This window comes from Kitasatospora viridis (assembly GCF_007829815.1).
GTDB classification, from domain to species: Bacteria; Actinomycetota; Actinomycetes; order Streptomycetales; family Streptomycetaceae; genus Kitasatospora; species Kitasatospora viridis.
The window spans coordinates 3,430,262-3,447,609 of the sequence record NZ_VIWT01000001.1; the positions used below are offsets into that span (position 1 = coordinate 3,430,262).

The 17,348-nt window shown below is 72.2% G+C and carries 12 protein-coding genes and 1 tRNA gene; 7 read left to right on the top strand and 6 right to left on the bottom strand.

Annotated features, from left to right (window positions below; genetic code table 11):
- The first annotated feature begins 91 nt into the window (after positions 1 to 91).
- The 3 genes from cysS (at position 92) to FHX73_RS47200 (ending at position 4,506) form a co-directional block, all read left to right on the top strand.
- The gene (gene cysS, locus FHX73_RS15295) at positions 92 to 1,483 is read left to right on the top strand and encodes a cysteine--tRNA ligase (RefSeq protein ID WP_145905530.1); all 1,392 of its coding nucleotides are present in this window, start codon (positions 92 to 94) and stop codon (positions 1,481 to 1,483) included.
- A gap of 102 nt (positions 1,484 to 1,585) precedes the next feature.
- Positions 1,586 to 2,578, top strand: coding sequence for a 23S rRNA (guanosine(2251)-2'-O)-methyltransferase RlmB (rlmB, locus tag FHX73_RS15300; protein ID WP_145905531.1), 993 nt, complete (start codon positions 1,586 to 1,588; stop codon positions 2,576 to 2,578).
- 272 nt (positions 2,579 to 2,850) lie between these two features.
- A complete protein-coding gene (locus FHX73_RS47200) occupies positions 2,851 to 4,506 on the top strand; it encodes a DoxX family membrane protein (protein ID WP_281292682.1) in 1,656 nt (551 codons plus the stop codon).
- A gap of 123 nt (positions 4,507 to 4,629) precedes the next feature.
- On the opposite strand, the gene FHX73_RS15310 is transcribed toward FHX73_RS47200, so the two are convergent.
- From FHX73_RS15310 to FHX73_RS15320, 3 genes are all read right to left on the bottom strand, one after another.
- Complete coding sequence (locus FHX73_RS15310) at positions 4,630 to 5,376, bottom strand: nucleotidyltransferase family protein (protein WP_145905532.1); 747 nt, start codon at positions 5,374 to 5,376, stop codon at positions 4,630 to 4,632.
- Positions 5,377 to 5,461: 85 nt separating this feature from the next.
- A complete protein-coding gene (locus FHX73_RS44675) occupies positions 5,462 to 5,908 on the bottom strand; it encodes a hypothetical protein (RefSeq protein WP_170304927.1) in 447 nt (148 codons plus the stop codon).
- Positions 5,909 to 6,037: 129 nt separating this feature from the next.
- On the bottom strand, positions 6,038 to 7,129 hold the full coding sequence (locus tag FHX73_RS15320) for an ABC transporter ATP-binding protein (protein ID WP_145905534.1): 1,092 nt from the start codon (positions 7,127 to 7,129) through the stop codon (positions 6,038 to 6,040).
- 255 nt (positions 7,130 to 7,384) lie between these two features.
- Between FHX73_RS15320 and FHX73_RS15325 the strand changes: the two genes are divergently transcribed.
- Positions 7,385 to 7,458, top strand: a tRNA-Thr gene (locus tag FHX73_RS15325).
- A 138-nt stretch (positions 7,459 to 7,596) separates the two neighbouring features.
- Here the strand turns inward: FHX73_RS15325 and FHX73_RS15330 are convergent.
- From FHX73_RS15330 to FHX73_RS15340, 3 genes are read right to left on the bottom strand one after another with little or no spacing between them, the layout of a single operon-like run.
- On the bottom strand, positions 7,597 to 10,353 hold the full coding sequence (locus FHX73_RS15330; protein ID WP_145905535.1) for an amino acid adenylation domain-containing protein: 2,757 nt from the start codon (positions 10,351 to 10,353) through the stop codon (positions 7,597 to 7,599).
- A gap of 16 nt (positions 10,354 to 10,369) precedes the next feature.
- Positions 10,370 to 11,194 (bottom strand): SDR family oxidoreductase, encoded by an 825-nt coding sequence (locus tag FHX73_RS15335; protein ID WP_145905536.1) that lies wholly within the window; start codon positions 11,192 to 11,194, stop codon positions 10,370 to 10,372.
- Positions 11,185 to 11,892: a thioesterase II family protein gene (locus FHX73_RS15340; protein WP_145905537.1), complete on the bottom strand. Its 708-nt coding sequence runs from the start codon at positions 11,890 to 11,892 to the stop codon at positions 11,185 to 11,187. The genes FHX73_RS15335 and FHX73_RS15340 overlap by 10 nt, the downstream gene beginning before the upstream one ends.
- 722 nt (positions 11,893 to 12,614) lie before the next feature.
- Between FHX73_RS15340 and FHX73_RS15345 the strand changes: the two genes are divergently transcribed.
- The 3 genes from FHX73_RS15345 to FHX73_RS15355 all read left to right on the top strand — a co-directional run bounded on the left by FHX73_RS15345 (position 12,615) and on the right by FHX73_RS15355 (position 17,345).
- The gene (locus tag FHX73_RS15345; protein WP_145905538.1) at positions 12,615 to 15,176 is read left to right on the top strand and encodes a type I polyketide synthase; all 2,562 of its coding nucleotides are present in this window, start codon (positions 12,615 to 12,617) and stop codon (positions 15,174 to 15,176) included.
- A complete protein-coding gene (locus FHX73_RS15350) occupies positions 15,169 to 15,951 on the top strand; it encodes a thioesterase II family protein (RefSeq protein ID WP_145905539.1) in 783 nt (260 codons plus the stop codon). The genes FHX73_RS15345 and FHX73_RS15350 overlap by 8 nt, the downstream gene beginning before the upstream one ends.
- A gap of 164 nt (positions 15,952 to 16,115) precedes the next feature.
- Positions 16,116 to 17,345: a condensation domain-containing protein gene (locus FHX73_RS15355; protein ID WP_145905540.1), complete on the top strand. Its 1,230-nt coding sequence runs from the start codon at positions 16,116 to 16,118 to the stop codon at positions 17,343 to 17,345.
- The last annotated feature ends 3 nt before the right edge of the window (positions 17,346 to 17,348 follow it).

Genomic DNA, 17,348 nt, shown 5'->3' on the forward strand with positions numbered 1-17,348 from the left:
GCAGCAAGGGCGGGGCCCGCCGAGAATCGTTTGCCTCTGGTACCGACAAAGGGTGGCGAGGCACCGCCCACTTCCCACTACTCTGGACGCTGTGAGCCTTCGCCTGTACGACACCAGCACCCGCCAGGTACGCGACTTCGTCCCGCTTGTACCGGGCTGTGTCTCGATCTACCTGTGCGGTGCGACCGTGCAGAGCGCGCCGCACATCGGGCACATCCGGTCCGGCCTCAACTTCGACATGATGCGCCGTTGGTTCGCCCACCGCGGCTACCAGGTGACGTTCGTGCGCAACGTCACCGACATCGACGACAAGGTGATCCGCAAGGAGCACGAGCTCGGCGTGCCCTGGTGGCAGATCGCCTACGCCAACGAGCGCGCCTTCAACGACGGTTACACCGCGCTCGGCTGCCTGCCGCCGACCGTCGAGCCGCGGGCCACCGGGCACATCCCCGAGATGATCGACATGATGCAGGCGTTGATCGCCCGGGGCCACGCCTACGCGGCCGACGGCAACGTCTACTTCGACGTCAAGTCCTTCCCCGAGTACCTGCAGCTCTCCAACCAGAAGCTGGAGAACCTGCTGCAGCCCGAGGGCGAGGGCGAGACCGGCAAGCGCGACCCGCGCGACTTCGCGATGTGGAAGGCCGCCAAGGAGGGCGAGCCCAGCTGGAACACCCCCTGGGGGGCCGGCCGGCCGGGCTGGCACCTGGAGTGCTCCGCGATGGTGCACAAGTACCTGGGCAAGGCCTTCGACATCCACGGCGGCGGGATCGACCTGATCTTCCCGCACCACGAGAACGAGATCGCGCAGTCCAAGGCGTTCGGCGACGAGTTCGCCAACTTCTGGGTGCACAACGCCTGGGTCACCATGGCCGGCGAGAAGATGAGCAAGTCGCTCGGCAACTCGGTGCTGGTCTCCGAGATGGTGCAGCGCTGGCGGCCGATCGTGCTCCGCTACTACCTGGGCAGCCCGCACTACCGCTCGATGATCGAGTACAGCGAGGAGTCGCTGCGCGAGGCCGAGGCCGGCTTCAGCCGGATCGAGGGCTTCATCCAGCGGGTGGTCGAGCGCTGCGGCCCGGTGGAGCCGGCCGCCGAGGTGCCGCCGGCCTTCGCCGAGGCGATGGACGACGACCTGGGCGTGCCGCAGGCGTTGGCCGTGGTGCACACCGCCGTCCGGCAGGGCAACAGCGCGCTGACCGCGGACGACAAGGAGAACGCGGTCGCCCGGCTCGCCGAGGTCCGTGCGATGCTCGGAGTGCTCGGCCTCGACCCGCTCGACCCGATGTGGGCCGGCGCGGAGCACGGGGACGACCTGCACGGCGTGGTCGACTCGCTGGTCGGCCTGGTGCTGGAGCAGCGCCAGGCGGCCCGCGCCCGCAAGGACTTCGCCACCGCGGACGCGATCCGCGACCAGCTCGGCCTGGCCGGACTGGCGATCGAGGACACCCCGTCCGGCCCGCGCTGGACGCTCAACCAGTAGCCGCGCGCGCTCCGCGCGCGAGGCGCCGGTGGGCCGTACTCTCCATGAGTACGGCCCCTTCGGCATGACGCAGACAGATTTCGAAAGACAGGAAGCCACACCATGGCCGGCAACAGCCAGCGCAGGAACCGCCGCAACCCCGGGTCGAAGAAGGGTGCGAGTGTCGGTACCGGCGGCCACAGCCGGAAGGCGCTGCAGGGCAAGGGCCCGACCCCGCCCGGCGAGGAGCGCAAGGGCCACCCGAAGCAGCGCGCCGCCAACGCGGCGCTCAAGCGCGAGCGCGACGCCAAGGCCCGGGCCGGCATGCGCCGGTCCGGCGGGGCCGGCCGGGGCGGGCGCGGCGGCGCCGGCAGCGCCGAGCTGGTGGTCGGCCGCAACTCGGTGGCCGAGGCGCTGCAGGGCGGGGTGCCGGCCACCGCGCTCTACGTGATGCAGTTCATCGACACCGACGACCGGGTGCGCGACGCCTTCCAGGCCGCCAACGACCGCGGCATCCCGCTGATGGAGGCGCCCCGGCCGCAGCTGGACCAGATGACCGGTGGGCTGAACCACCAGGGCCTGGTGCTCCAGGTGCCGCCGTACGAGTACGCGCACCCGGACGACCTGCTGGTCGCCGCGGCCGACGCCGGCGAGGACGCGCTGATCATGGCGCTGGACGGGGTGACCGACTCGCGCAACCTGGGCGCCGTGGTCCGCTCGGCCGCCGCCTTCGGCGCGCACGGCGTGGTGATCCCGGAGCGCCGGGCGGCCGGCATGACCGCCGGTGCGTGGAAGACCTCCTCCGGTGCCGCGGCCCGGCTGCCCGTCGCCCGGGCGACCAACCTGACCCGGACTCTGGAGGCCTACCAGAAGGCCGGTCTGATGGTGGTCGGCCTGGCCGCCGACGGCACGGCCGAGCTGGGCGACCTGGAGCTGCTGACCGGTCCGGTGGTGGTCGTCGCCGGCAGCGAGGGCAAGGGCCTGTCCCGGCTGGTCTCGGAGACCTGCGACATGCTGGTGCGGATCCCGATGTCCGGGCTGACCGAGTCGCTGAACGCCGGTGTGGCCTCCGGGATCGTGCTCTACGAGGCGGCCCGGCTGCGGTCCAAGCGCTGAGCCGGCGGGCCGGTCGCTGAGCCGTCGGGTGCCGGCGCGCCAGTCCTGGTTCGCTTGTGCCCGGGTTCTGCCCGGATCGGTCCTGATCGATCACTCTCCCGCACGGGACTGACCGCATCCGTCAGCCACGCCGAGAGTTGCACTCGGGAGAGTGTCCTAACCGGGCGTCACCCGGTTAGAGGGGCGTGGACACCAGAACACGTCGACGCTCCAGGCTGGGCCAAACGGCGGGGGCAGGGATAGCGGCCGAACCCGGCCTCAGCACGGTCCGGGTGCCGAGCGACCCGGGACGGCTCAGCAGCACCCAGGTGAGTTTCCGGGTCCGGCTGGCCGCACCGGTCGCGTCACTGATCGACCCGCCGCCGCCGGCCGCCGGGCCGTACGCCGACGCGTTCGGGCGCGCCTACGCCTCGCTCAGCTACGGCGGGCGGCCCGGGCTGGTCCGGGCCGGGGCGGCCGACGCCGCCCCGGCGCGCGGCGGCGTCGGCGCCGGCCGGCGCAAGGGCCGGGTCACCGCCGTCACCTGGAGCGGCCAGGCGGCCCCCGGCGACCTGGCGGCCACTCAGCTGCTGGACGCGGTGCGGCTGAACACCGTGTCCGGGGCCACCGTCGGGGGCGGCTCCTCCGGCGCCCGGGCGCTCGGCTCGGTCGGACTGGCCGACCCGGAGACCGAGACCACCCAGCCGCTGGAGACCGTGCCCGGCTGGGACAGCGACCCGGTCGGCGGCGGCCGCACCCGCTACGGCGGCCGGGGCGGCGTGCCGCGCCAGCCCGCCGGTGCCGACCGGCGCGCGGTGCCCACCCGGATCAACCGGCCCGGCTGGCGACCGGACGGCGAACTGCCGCAGCACTCGGCGAGCAGCGGCGAACCCAGCCGGCACGCCTGGTACCCGGGGCGCCGGGTGGACCTCGGGCTGGTGCTGCTGCCGCTGCGGATGCTGCTCGGCTCGCTCTCGGTCTACGCCGGCTTCAGCAAGCTCTGCGACCCGGTGTACTTCGACGGCGGCGACCGCGGCTCGATGATGCGCTGGCTCTCCTCGCTGCACCCGTGGCGCAGCGCCCAGCCGCTGCTGGACTTCGCCATGGCGCACCCGGTGGGCGCGGGCCTCGGGGTCTCCTTCACCGAGGTCGTGGTCGGCGTGCTGACCCTGCTCGGCCTGTGGCAGCGGCTGGCGGCCGGCGCGGCGATGCTGCTCTCGGCGGCGCTGCTGTTCACCGTCAGCTGGCGGGCCGTGCCGGTCTACGACACCCCCGACCTGATCTTCCTGGCGGCCTGGAGCCCGCTCCTGATGGCCGGCGCGCCGTACGCCTCGCTGGACGGGCGGCTCGCGCTGGAGGCCTGGCGGCGGTACGGGCCGCAGGCGCCGGGCGCGGTGCGGCGGCGGGTGCTGCGTCGCGGCACCGTGGTGGCCACCGTGGTGATCGGCCTGACCATGCTGCTCGGTTCGCTGCTCGGCGCCGCGGTGCGCACCAGCGGGCGGACCGCGCCGGTGCCGGCCCCGCCGACCGACTACGGCACGCCGGTCTGGCCCGCCGTCACGGGCGCGCCGGGCTCGGCCCGTCCGGCGGCCCCGGCCGGGCACAGCGGGGCGCCGTCGCCGAGCGCCTCGACCGGCTCGCCCACCCCGTCGCCCGCCGCCCAGCCCTCGCACAGCCCCAAGCCGCACGCCTCCGGCGCCGCGCACGGGGAGAGCGGGGCGGGCAGCAGCAGCGCTCCGGCCGCCGCGCCGGGCGGTGCGCCGGCCGGCAGTGCCGCGCCGGCGCCCACCAGCGGTGGGGCGGGCGGGAACCGGGCGCCCAAGCCGAGCCCGACCGGCGGCGGACTGCTCGGCGGGGTGCTGGGCAGCGGGCCGCCGGCCGGCGGGCTGCTGCCGTCGACGCTGGGCATGCCGGCGGGCGGCCGGTCGACGGGCGGGCCGGTGGTCTGACCGGTCCGAGGCACCGGCGCAGGTGCCGACGGAGGTACTGACGGAGGTGCTGACGGAGGTGCCCCTCCCGCTCTCGTGGCGGGTGGGGCACCTCCGTTTTCGACGTGGCGGCCTGACGTGCCGTCAGCCGGTCGTCGCGGCGAGCTCCTTGGCGGCCTCGGTGAGGTCCTTGGCGGTGTCGATGGCCCGCCAGTAGACGCCCTGCGGCAGCTGGTAGCCGGCCAGCCGGCGGGCCCGGGCCAGCTGCGGGAAGGTGGTCCGCTCGTGGTCGCCGACCTCGGGCAGCAGCTCGGCGAAGCCGGCCGCGAAGACGTAGAGCCCCGCGTTGATCAGGAACGGCGAGGGCGGGGCCTCGATGAAGTCCAGCACGTTGCCGAACTGGTCGGTCTCCACGGCGCCCCAGGGGATCCGCGGCCGGGCCAGGGCGAGGGTGGCCAGGGCGTCCCGCTCGTGGTGGAAGGCGGCCATCTCGCGCAGGCTGAACCGGGTCCAGATGTCGCCGTTGGTGGCGTACCAGGGCTCCTGCGGGCGCGGCAGCGCGGCGGCGGCGAACTTCAGCCCGCCGCCCCGGCCGAGCGGCTCGGTCTCCACCACGGTCTCGACCCGCAGCGGCAGTTCGGCCTCGGCCAGCCACTTCTGCAGCACCTCGGCCAGATGGCCGCAGGAGATCACCACGTCGGTCACGCCTTCGGCTGCCAGCCAGGCGAGTTGGTGTCCCACGATCGGCATGCCGGTGCCGGGGATCTCGACCAGCGGCTTGGGCCGGTCGTCGGTGTACGGGCGCAGCCGGGAACCCTGTCCGCCGGCCAGGATCACGGCCTGCGTGACGTCGGGAGAACTCGGGGCGAGGGGGTGCGGTGAGCCGGTCATGTGGGCAGGATAGGCCCGCTCCGTGCGGGGGCGGCCCGGCTCGCGCGGATCCCGCTCGGATCGGCCGGCCCCCGGGAGCGGACGGTCAGCCGCCGATGCCCGCCGCGAACGAGCCGTCGCAGACCGGGCGGGCGAAGGACCGGGCGCGCGCCACGTCGCCCTGGTACTGCTTCAGCGTCGCCTGGCCCAACTCGCGGGCCAGCGTGGTGCAGTACGGGGTGAGCGAGGGCTGCTGGTGCATGCTGCGCTCCAGCAGGTCCAGCGCGGCCGGGGCGCCGTCGGTGCGCAGCTCGGACAGCAGGTCGGCCCGGAGGGCGTCCACCGGGGACAGGCCCTGCTGGGAGGCGTCCGTGGCGGCGGGTGCCCGGCCGATGCCGGGGGCGCTGCCGCTCGCGGCGGCCACCACCTGCTGGTCGTCACTGGTCGGCGGGGCCCAGGCGACCCGGGTCACGGCGAGGGTGCCGGTGGTCACCAGGACCACGGGCAGGGTCAGGGCGATGGTCTGGCCGATGCGGCGAACGAGCTGCTTCACGGCAGTGAGGTTAGCGTCGTGTGAGGGGTGCTCGACACTCCGTCACACGGACGAGTGACGACGTGTCAGGCCCCGCCGGACGGGTGTCCGACGGGGCCCGGTGCGCGTTCGAGGGCCGCCGCCCGGGGCTCAGTCGCTCAGGCGGGCGCCGGTCGAGCTGGAGAAGACGTGGGTCTCGCCGCCGACCGGGACCACGTGGATGGTCTCGCCCTTCTCCGGCACGCCGCGGCCGTGCACCCGGACCACGATGTCCTTGTCCTCGCCGCCGACCTTGGTGGTGCCGTAGACGAAGCCGTCCGCGCCGAGCTCCTCGACCACGTTGACCGTGACGGCCACGCCCTCGATGCCGCCCTCGGAGACGATCTGGAAGTGCTCCGGGCGGATGCCGACGGTCACCGTCTTGTCGTTGCCGGCGCCGGCCAGCTGGGCCCGGTCGATGTTGATCAGCGAGCCACCGAACTTCACGCCGCCGTCCACCAGCGGGACGTCCACCAGGTTCATCGCGGGGGAGCCGATGAAGCCGGCCACGAAGACGTTGGCGGGCTTGTCGTACATCCGGCGCGGAGAGTCCACCTGCTGGAGCAGGCCGTCCTTGAGCACGGCGACCCGGTCGCCCATGGTCATGGCCTCGGTCTGGTCGTGGGTGACGTAGACCGTGGTGATGCCCAGGCGGCGCTGCAGGCCGGCGATCTGGGTGCGGGTGGAGACGCGGAGCTTGGCGTCCAGGTTGGACAGCGGCTCGTCCATCAGGAAGACCTGCGGCTCGCGGACGATCGCGCGGCCCATCGCGACGCGCTGGCGCTGACCGCCGGAGAGCGCCTTCGGCTTGCGGTCCAGGTACTCCGTCAGGTCGAGGATCTTGGCGGCCTCCTCGACCTTCTTGCGGATCTCCGCCTTGTTCACGCCGGCGATCTTGAGCGCGAAGCCCATGTTGTCGGCGACGCTCATGTGCGGGTAGAGCGCGTAGTTCTGGAACACCATGGCGATGTCCCGGTCCTTCGGCGGCAGGTTGGTGACGTCCCGCTCGCCGATCCGGATCGCGCCGCCGTTGACGTCCTCCAGGCCGGCCAGCATCCGCAGGCTGGTGGACTTGCCGCAGCCGGACGGGCCGACCAGGACGAGGAACTCGCCGTCCTCGATGTGCAGGTCGAGCGCGTCGACCGCGGGCTTCTTGCCGCCGGGGTAGAGGCGGGTCGCCTTGTCGTACGTGACCGAGGCCATGGTGTTCTCCTTCACCGGCAGGAACGTGCCGGACGATCCGAGTAAAGGTTGGGTTGTCCGCCGCCCCGGAGTGGTCCAGACCACTTCTGGGCGACTTTCGGCCGAGGCTACCTGCCGTTTCCCCTGCTTGTCAGCCCCCTCGCGCCAATGATTCGGGTACCAGTCCGATCACGCCCGCAATCCGGCCCCGCCGACCCACCCCGCCCGGTAGACTGCCCCCCGGTACCGCCGTGGCCCGCCGCGGACGGTCACCGTGCCTCCTTAGCTCAGCTGGCCAGAGCACCGCTCTTGTAAAGCGGGGGTCGTCGGTTCGAACCCGACAGGGGGCTCAGTGTGTGAGGTGTCCGAAGGGCCGGCTCGGCGGGGTGATCCCCGGGGGCCGGCCCTTCGTCGTGTGTTCGTCGTGCGTCGGGCGGGGGCCGGTGACGGGGTGTCAGTCGTCGTGCCGGTCCACGGTTTTGCTCAACTCACTGGTTGGCTTCGGTGAGTTGTTGGACGAATTCGGTGAACTGGGCTGCGGTGGAGTGGCTGTAGAACTGCTTGGGCGAGATCTTGGGCAGGTTCTGCGCCCGCATTTCGGCGAGGACCCGGACGACGAGGAGTGAGTTCCCGCCGAGGGTGAAGAAGTTGTCCTGGAGGCTCACCGGGGTGTTGAGCTGCTTGCTCCAGATGCGCAGGACGGTGTCGGCGATCGAGCTGGTGGCGGGCTCGGGGGTGTCGATCGGGTCGTCGGCCGGCGCGGTGCGCGGGTCGGGGAGTTGGGCGGTGTCGGGCTTCCCGTTGATGGTCAGCGGGATTCCGGTGACCTGGGTGAGCGTCGCGGGCGTCATGTAGTCGGGAAGCATGGCCTTGGCGTGCGCGAGTACGAGGGCGCGGTCGCCCGCCGCCTCCAGGACGACGTAGGCGTCGATCCGGCTGCTGGCGGGGTCGTCGGGCTGGTCGCGGTTGACGACGACGGCTGCGGCGGTCACCTGGGGTGCGCCGAGCAGCACCGTGCGGATCTCGTCGAGTTCGATGCGGTGTCCGCGGATCTTGACCTGGTTGTCGAGCCGGCCGAGGTGGTCCAGGCGCCCGTCGAGGTGCAGCCGGCCCTTGTCACCGCTGCGGTAGATCCGTTCGCCGGTGGCTTCGTCGAGGATGAACCGCTGCCCGGTCAGTTCGGGTTGGCCGAGGTATTCGCCGGCCACGCCGGCGCCGCCGACGTAGATCTCGCCGGCGGGGCCGGGCGGCAGGACCCGTCCTTGCGCGTCGCGGATGGACACCGACCACCCCGGCAGCGCGCGGCCGACCGATCGTGAGCCGGTGACGACTTCGTGCGGGGTGACCGTCTGGGCGGTGACGTGCACGGTGGTCTCGGTGATGCCGAACATGTTGACCACGCGGCAGTCGGTGGCCGGGTGGCGGGTGAACCAGGGCGCCAGCATGCGCACGTCCAGTGGCTCGCCGCCGAAGACGACCAGTCGCAGGGCCAGGTCCCGGCGGACGTGCTGGTCGGTGCGGATGAGCTGGGCGAACGCCGAGGGTGTCTGGTTGAGCACGGTGACGCGCTGCTCGGCCAGCAGGGTGTAGAACTCCTCGGTGTCGCGGGTGGTCCAGTAGGGCACGACGACCAGGCGGCCGCCGGTGAGCAGGCAGCCCCAGATCTCCCAGACGGAGAAGTCGAAGGCGCTGGAGTGGAACAGCGTCCAAGTGTCGTCGGGACCGAGGGCGAGGTCCCCGGTGGTGGCCTGCAGCAGCGCCAGCACGTTGCGGTGCGGCACCACCACGCCCTTGGGCGTGCCGGTCGAACCGGACGTGTAGATCACGTAGGCGGGGTCCTCGCCGCCTTCGTCGGCCCGCGCGCCGGCCGGCGTCGGGTCCGCTGCCAGTCGGGTCAGTTCGCCCGGGGTCAGCAGCCGGGTGCCGGGGACCGCGGGGAAGTTCGGTGCGGAGGTGATGATGACGGGCATCCCCGCGTTGCGGGCGGTGAAGCCCAGGCGCTGCTCCGGGTAGCGCGGGTCCATCGGCACGTACGCGCAGTCCGCCTTGAGCACGCCGAGCAGGGTGACCACCAGCTCGGCGTCCCGTTCCAGGCAGACGCCGATCCGGCTGCCGGGTGCGACGTCCAGTGCGCGCAGGCCCGCGGCCACCGCGTCCGCCCGCTCGTCCAGCTGACGGTAGGTCAGCTGCTCCTCGCCGGCCAGCAGTGCCACGGCCTGGGGCTGCTTGGCGGCCATCTCCTCGAAGGCGCGGTCGATCCGCCCCCGCACGGGCGCGGCGTCGCCTGCTCCGCCCACCCGCAGGACTGCCGCCCGTTCGGTGTGCGGCAGCAGTTCCAGCTCGGACAGCGGCCGCTGCGCCGCGCTGTTCGCCAGCTGCTCGGCCAGGTGGGCCACGTGCGCGCAGAACTGCCGCGCGATGGAGGCGTCCACGATGCCCTGGTCGAACCGGCAGTCCGCGCGGGACGAGCCGCGGTCGAGCTGGATGGTGAGCGGGAGCACCGGCGCCAGGCAGGCCGTGTAGCTGCCCTCCTCGAAGGCCGGGCTCAGGACGACCCCGACCGGCGGCGGCTCGTGGGGTGCGACCGGTGCCTGGTCGAAGCGCCGCAGGAAGTCCGCGATCGAACCCTGCGGATGCTCGTCCAGCGGGTGGGCGCCGAGGTGCTCGCCCGTGCCGTCGCTCAGGTCCAGCACGCCCAGTTCCGTCCGGTCCCCGCCGCCGTACCGGCTCACGGCCAGGGCGATCGCGGGCACCAGGAGCTGCTCGGCTCGTCCGCCGAGCGCGGTGAGGTCGATCCGCGCGCTGCCGACGACCCCGTGCAGCCGCGGGTCGCCCAGGCCCCAGTCGAGGCGGCCGCGGTGCGCGAGGCCGGGCCGGGTGGCGGTGGGCCACGCCGGCAGGCTGTCGCCGGACCCGTCCAGCAGCAGTCGGGCGATCCGCCGCAGCGCGGCCGGTGGGATCACCGCGCGGACGGCCACCAGGACCAGGTCCGTGGTGCCGTCGAGGTAGTTGAGGGCCACGGCCCGCAGGGGAGGGCCGTCCTGGTGGATCGGCCGCAGGGACTCGGCGCGCCTGCGGTCCCGGGCCAGCGGCTCGTCGGCGCCGGCCGGCACCGGGGTCTGCCAGACCCGGACGGGACCGGGCATCGCCCCGGACAGCAGGTGCTGCGGATCGGCCGCGCCGGGCAGCCGCAGCACGAGGCTGTGGCAGCCGGCGGCCAGTTCATCGATCGTCGGTGTCGTCACGGGTGGGACCTCCTGGTCATCGGGACGTGAAGCCGCCGTCCACGGTCAGCACGCTGCCGGTCACCTGGCGGGATTCGTCCGCCGCGAGCCACAGCGCCGCGTTCGCGATGTCGGACGGCTCGATCAGTGCGTTCATCGGCTGGTCCCGGACGAAGATCTGCTCGTGCTCGGCGACCGGGACATCCAGCGATCGGGCGATCTCGGCGAGCATCCGACCCTCCATCACCGGCTCGTCGCGGACCGAGCCGGGGCACAGCGCGTTCACCCGCACCCGCATCGGGGCGTAGTCCAGGGCCGCGGCCTTGGTCAGTCCGATCAGCCCGTGCTTGGCCGCGACGTAGCTCGCGAAATGCCGGTATCCGACCGTGCCCGCGGTGGAGGACACGTTGATGATGCTGCCGGACCTGCGTTGGACCATCACCGGTGCGACCGCCTTCATCATCCGCCAGGCGCCGGAGAGGTCGACGTCGAGCATGAGCGACCACTCCCGCTCGGTGATGTCGTGGGTGACCTTCCCGGAGGGCGAGGCGATGCCGGCGTTGTTGACCAGCACGTCCACCGTGCCGAACCGGTCCAGCGCCTGATCGACCGCCAGCGCGCACTGCTCGGAGTCGCGCACGTCCACGGCGGCGGTCACGGCCGCGGCGCCCGCGCGCCGGCACAGGGCGGCGGTGTGTTCCAGCTGGCTGGACGATCCGAGCGGGTAGGGCACGTCGGCCAGGTCCTGCGTGATGTCCAGCAGCAGCAGGTCGGCTCCCTCCTCGGCGAACCTGAGCGCGCAGGCGCGGCCCAGGCCGCGGGCCGCGCCGGTGACGATCACGGTCTTGCCGGTCAGCCGCATGCCGGGCTCCCGGCGATCACCTGCAGCAGCCGTTCGGTCTCGTCGACCAGGTACATGTGGCCGCCGGGCAGTTCCTGGTAGGTGAACGAACCCCGCGTCACCTCGGCCCATTGTTCGGCCTGCTCCCGGGAGACGAGTTCGTCGTGCTCGCCGCGCAGCGAGGTGATCGGTACCGAGAGCGGCTCGGTGCCGGTCGCCAGGTAGTTCTCGTGCATCTCCACGTCGGCGCGCAGGATCGGGAGCAGGACCTCAAGCAGGTCGGGATCGTCGAAGGCCGCGTGCCGATAGCCGGCGAACCGCTGCACCCCGGCGATGAACTGCTCGTCGGGCAGGCCGGTGGCCCGTTCGGTCCGTCCGTCGTGCGGCCCCGGTGAACCACTGACGAACAGGTGGCGAAGTCCGGGGTGGCCGATCCGCTCCAGTTCCCTGGCGATCTCGTAGGCGAGCACTGCGCCGAGACTGTGCCCGAACAGTGCGATGTTCCCGTCGCCGGCGCCGGACACGATTTTGGGCGTCAGTTCGGCGACGGCGTCCGCGACCTCGGTGAACGGGTCGTCAATGAATCGTTCCTCGCGCCCCGGCAGCTGGATCGGAAGTACCGTGACTTCCGGTATGCCGCGCTTTTCCCATTCCCGGAAGAAACCGGCGCCGCCGCCGGCGAAAGGCAGACAGGCGAGAAAGAGCTGCTGTGTAACCATCGGCCCCCAACTTCCTCATCGTTGACGACGGGGAGTGTAGCCCAGGAGCTGTGGTAGATGATCTATCTCCTGGGCGGTAACCGATCTATGTCCTGATTTGAGCTGCGGCGTCCGATCGAAGGTTGCACCAAGGGGCGGGGCGGGCTGCCCCGGAGTCGGTGTCAAGTACGCGCGGCCGACGGTCGGTACCCAAGTGGAGTGCACGGCTCCGATATCGCCGGATCGGATCGCCAGCATCCAACTCGCCATGTTCTAGGGCCTGTTGGCCAAGTCGGCGCAAGCTCGACGGAAGGCCTCGCAGGGCCGGGATCGGCTGCGCGAACGCCGCCGCCGGGTGGCGCGCCGATGTCGATCACAAAAAAACCCCCATCTGTCCTTAAAGCGTTTATGCCTTTGTGGATCGCGTACCGCACCAATCCAGACAAAGATCGACCACCGTCCCTATCCGCCCCCGCGGTGACTCCGCCGTCCCGGCCCGCTGTGCGAGTGCGTCGAACCCGTAATGTGAGTCGGCCTCAAACAGTCGATGGGCAAGGGCAGTACGGGCGATGGCGATCTTGTACCGGCAGAGTCGGTGTGGTTATAGTCGCCAGCGTGGTGGATCACCATGCGTGTCGATCGGGAAAGTTGCCGGGGTTCATGAGACTGGGCGGTTCGATGACTTCTTCGTGTTGGGCGATATTCACTGGCCATGAAAACGGACGACACCGGGATGTGATGAAGTGAGCACCAGTCAGCCCCCCGTCACCCAAACCGAGCGAATTCTCGCCGAGATCTGGTGCGACATCCTCGAACTCGACGAAGTCGGAGTGACCGACAACTTCTTCGAAGTCGGCGGCTACTCGATGCTCATGCAAATGGTGCGGGAGCAGATCGCGCAGCGCACCGGTATCCGGCCGACCCTTCCGCAGCTGTTCATCTACTCCACGATCCGGACGTGTGCCGCATTCCTCGACGGATCGGCACAGGTGCAGGAGCCGGTGGCGGTCGTCGAGGAAAAGGCCGCGGTCCCGGACTCCGCCGGCCCGGGGGCCGAGTGGCGCGACACGGACATCGCCGTCATCGGACTGGCCTGCCGTTTCGCGGACGCGACGGATCCCGACCAGTTCTGGGACAACCTCGTGGCCGGTGTGGACAGCATCAGCCGCTTCCCCAAGAAGAGCTTCCTCACCCCCGGCGGCAGCACGAAGGAGTACGTCCCCGCGGGCGGCCTGCTGGAGACGCCGGAGTGGTTCGACGCGAGCTACTTCGGCTACACCCCGCGCGAGGCCCTGCTCATCGACCCCCAGCACCGGATCCTGCTGGAGTGCTCGCTGGAGGCGATCGAGAGCGCCGGCTACGACCCGGACCGTTTCCCCGGCCTGATCGGCATCTACGCCGGGTCCAGCCTGTCCACCTACACGGAGACGATGCGGGCCAGGCAGCTGGAAGACGCCACGATCACCAACTGGGACATCCTGACCGGCACCACCAGCGACTACCTGGCCAGCCGGGTCGCCTACAAGCTGGGCCTGCGCGGACCGACGGCCAACGTGCAGGCGGCCTGCGCGACTTCGCTGTACGCCGTGCACTTCGCCGCGCGGGCACTGCTGTCCGGGGAGTGCGACCTGGCGCTGGCCGGCGGTACCTCGGTACGGCTGCCCGCCGCGCTGGACAACTACCGGGTCGGCGGGATCACCTCACCCAGCGGCACGTGCAGCCCGTTCGACGCGGCGGCCGACGGGGTGATCGGTGGCCAGGGCTGCGGCATGACCGTGCTCAAGCGGCTGTCCGACGCCATCGCCGACGGCGACCACATCCACGCCGTGCTGCGTGGTTCCGCGGTCAACAACGACGGCAGGGACCGTGCGGGGTTCACCGCGCCGGGCGTGCGCGGGCAGGTCGAGGTGATCAGGTCGGCCCAGCGCGCCGCGGGCGTGACGCCTTCGTCCATCACCTACGTCGAGGCGCACGGCACCGGCACCCGGGTGGGGGACCCGATCGAGGTCGCCGGGCTGAACCACGCGTTCGCCGACGGGGAGCCGCGTGAGCAGCCGTGCCTGCTCGGCTCGGTCAAGGGCAACATCGGGCACACCGATGCCGCCGCCGGCATCGCCGGGTTCATCAAGACGGTGCTCGCCGTGGAGCGCGGGGTCATCCCCCCGAGCCTGAACTACCGCACCCCGAACCCGGACATCGACTTCGCGGCGGGCCCGTTCGCCGTGGTGACCGAACCCACGCCGTGGGCGCCCACCGGGCTGCCGCGCCGCGCGGGTGTCACCGCGCGCGGCCTCGGCGGCGGCAACGCGCACGCCGTGCTGGAGCAGCCGCCGGCCCGGCTGTCCAGGGCGGACGGCGCGCAGGACCAGGTGCTGGTGCTGTCCGCTCACACCCCGGCCGCCCTCGACGAGTTGACGGCCCGCGTCGCCGGCCGGCTGACCGATCAGCCCGAGCTCGAACTGCGGGACGTGGCCTGGACGTTGCAGGTCGGCAGGCGGCTGCACGGCCACCGCCGCTACGCGGTGGTGCGCGATCGGCAGGACGCACTGCGGGTGCTCGGCGGCCAGGCCCCCGAGCGGCTGATCACCGGCGACCGCGCCAGGGACGGGCGAGCCGTGGCCCTGCTGGTGTCGGAGACCGCCTCCTGGCAGTCGGTCCAGCGGTGGAAGGCGTTCGGCCTGACGCCGGATCTGACCCTGACCCCGGACAGCAGCGACGCCGAGCTCCAGGCCGCCCTGGACACCCCGGGCCGGCTGTTCCTGGAGATCGGCGACTCGCCGCTGTTGGCACGCCTGCGGGAGCAGCCGCAGTGGACGCCGGACCACATCGCCGTCACGGCCACCGACCCGCTGGCAGTGCTGGGTGAGCTGTGGCTCGCCGGGCTGCCGATCGACTGGGCCGGGGCCCACGCGGAGCAGCCCCGACGGGTGCCCCTGCCCGGCTACCCGTTCCAGCGGCAGCGCTACCTGCTGGAGGCCGGGCCCACCGGCCAGCCGTCGGCGCCCACCGCGTCCGCCGCGGACGGTGGGGAGACCGCGGACGCCGCGGACGCCGAGGTGGACGTGGAGCGGGCGGTGGCCGCGCTGTTCGGCCAGATGCTCGGCCTGCCGAACGTCGACCTGGACGAGAGCTTCTTCGACCTCGGCGGGGATTCGCTGGTCGCGAACGAACTGCTGGGCCAGCTTGAGCAGTTGCTGCCGGTGGAGCTGGAGATCCGGGAGATGTACCTCGCGCCGTCGGTGCGCGAGCTCACCGCACTGATCGAGGAGCAGATGCGCGACGGCTCGGCGGTGTCCCGTGGCTGACATACGGGTGATCGCGCGCCCGGCACCGCACGCCTCCGTCGCCACCCTGTACTGCTTCCCGCACGCGGGTGGGGCGGGCGGGGAGTACGCGCGGTGGGCGGCGCACACGCTCGGCCTGCGGCTGGTGGCCATCCAACCACCGGGCAGGGCCCACGATCTCAAGCAGTCGGCGTTGACCTCGATGCCGGAACTGGTGGGCGAGATCCTCGCGCAGGTGGAGTTCACCCCGCCGTTCGCCCTGTTCGGGCACAGCCTGGGCGCGCTCGTCGCGTTCGAGGTGGCCAGGGCCCTGCAGCCGAAGCCCCTGCGGCTGTTCGTCTCGTCGTGTCCGTCCCCGGCGCTGCTGGCACCGTCCCAGTCGATGCACCTGCTCGACGACACCGAGCTGCACGCCGAGATCGAACGGCTCTGGGGCCCGCTGCCCGCGGCGGCCACGTCCGACAAGGACCTGCTCGCCGCCGCACTGGCCTGCTACCGCGCCGATCTGCAGGTGCTGGAGACCTACGAGTACGTTCCGGGCCCGCGGCTGCACAGTCCCATCACCGCGATCGTCGGCGATGCGGAACCGAACGGCGAGGCGTGGACGGCCGGTTGGCGCGACCAGACGGACGGGGCCTTCGAGTCGGCCGTGCGGCCGGGAGGCCACTTCCACACCCGGCAGGACCCCGAAGGCCTGGTCGGGCTGTTCACCGACACGGTCCGGTCCGATCTGATCCGGGCCGTCCGATCCGAGCCGTCGGACCTGACCCGGGCCGAGCGGGTCATGAACCGATGACAGGCTCAGTAGCGGCCGCGCGCCGCTGAAACCGCGATCCAGCTCGGGCAGGCGACGACCTGCCCGAGCTGGAGCGCTTCCGGTATTCCGGCAGGGACGTCGGCGGCCCACCTCCGGGGCGGACAACGGCCCGACGCAGGAACAGAACACCGTGGAGGCCAGCTGTGCACCGCAGCATCACCAGGACCTACCTCAAGCACTACGCGAACGTCCACGACGGAGCCGCCGAGCTGATGCCGCTGACCGGCGCGCAGCGCAGGTTCCAGCACGCCAGGTCCACCGACCCGCACGACCGGGCCCAGATCCTGCCGGTCTTCCTGGAATTCCCGCCCGGTCTGCTGTCGGCCCAACGACTGGAGCAGGCGGCGCGATCGGTCCTGCTGCGGCATCCGGCCCTGCGCGGGGCCGCCGACACCGCCGGCGGGGTGCCGGTCCTACGGATCCACCCGCTTCCCGAGGGCCCGGTCGTGCGGGAGATCACGGCTCCGGACACCGACCTCGCCCTGTCGGCCGCCTTGGACCACCGGCCCACCGGGTCGGGTGCGTTCCGGGTGCTCCTGGCCAGGGACGAGCGGCGGGACCTGCTGGCCATCGGCTTCGACCACCTGGTCTGCGACGGCGAGTCCACCGGCCTGGTGCTGGACGAGCTGGTGTCCGAGTACCACGGCCCGGCGGGCGAGCCGGACTCCGCGGCGGCCGCCGCCACACTGCACCGCTACCGCGAAGCGGTGGAGCAGCAGTTGGAGAAGGAGCACGCGGCCAGCGGACCGGAGGCGCTGGACCACTGGACGTCGCGGGTGCGCGACGCGGGGCCCGGCCTGTGGGGCACGGACGCGCCGGAACCCGGCACCAGCGCCTCGATCTGGCAGCGCGTCACATTGTCGGGGCCGGCCGCGCTCCGGCCGTTCCCGGCGGTGCTGGACGGCTGCCACCAGGCGCTCTCCCGGCTGGCGGGAACCGCACCGGTCGCCTACACCTGGGGAAGCCAGGACGGGGCGGGCGTGGTCGGGTGCTTCATCAACACCGTGCTGGCCAACCCGCAGGACGAGGGCGTCAGCGAGAGCTGGTTGGACGACCTGGAATTCCTGGACACCCCGTTCGACGAGGTGGTCCGGGCGGCCCGGGCGTGCCAGGCGCCGTGGACCGGCCACCTCGACCTCGTGCTGACCCTCATCGACCGCACGCGCCGACCGGCACCGGTGCTGGAGGGTGAGCCCGGCCGGTTCCGCTATCCGTCGGGCCACCGGGCCCACCAGCCGGTGGTCGTCTCGGCCCTGCACGACGGAGGGGAGTTGTCGCTGCGCGTCGACCACGATCCCGCGCTCGTGTCCGGTGCCACTGCGACCGCGATCGCCGACGTGCTGTGTGGTTCCCTGGCGGGAACCACACAGTAGTCG

Excerpts from the sequence above, each read along its gene's own strand:
- rlmB (WP_145905531.1), top strand. The coding sequence starts at position 1,586 with ATGGCCGGCAACAGCCAGCGCAGGAACCGCCGCAACCCCGGGTCGAAG.
- FHX73_RS15310 (WP_145905532.1), bottom strand. The coding sequence starts at position 5,376 with ATGACCGGCTCACCGCACCCCCTCGCCCCGAGTTCTCCCGACGTCACG.
- FHX73_RS15320 (WP_145905534.1), bottom strand. The coding sequence starts at position 7,129 with ATGGCCTCGGTCACGTACGACAAGGCGACCCGCCTCTACCCCGGCGGC.
- FHX73_RS15335 (WP_145905536.1), bottom strand. The coding sequence starts at position 11,194 with ATGCGGCTGACCGGCAAGACCGTGATCGTCACCGGCGCGGCCCGCGGC.
- FHX73_RS15340 (WP_145905537.1), bottom strand. The coding sequence starts at position 11,892 with ATGGTTACACAGCAGCTCTTTCTCGCCTGTCTGCCTTTCGCCGGCGGC.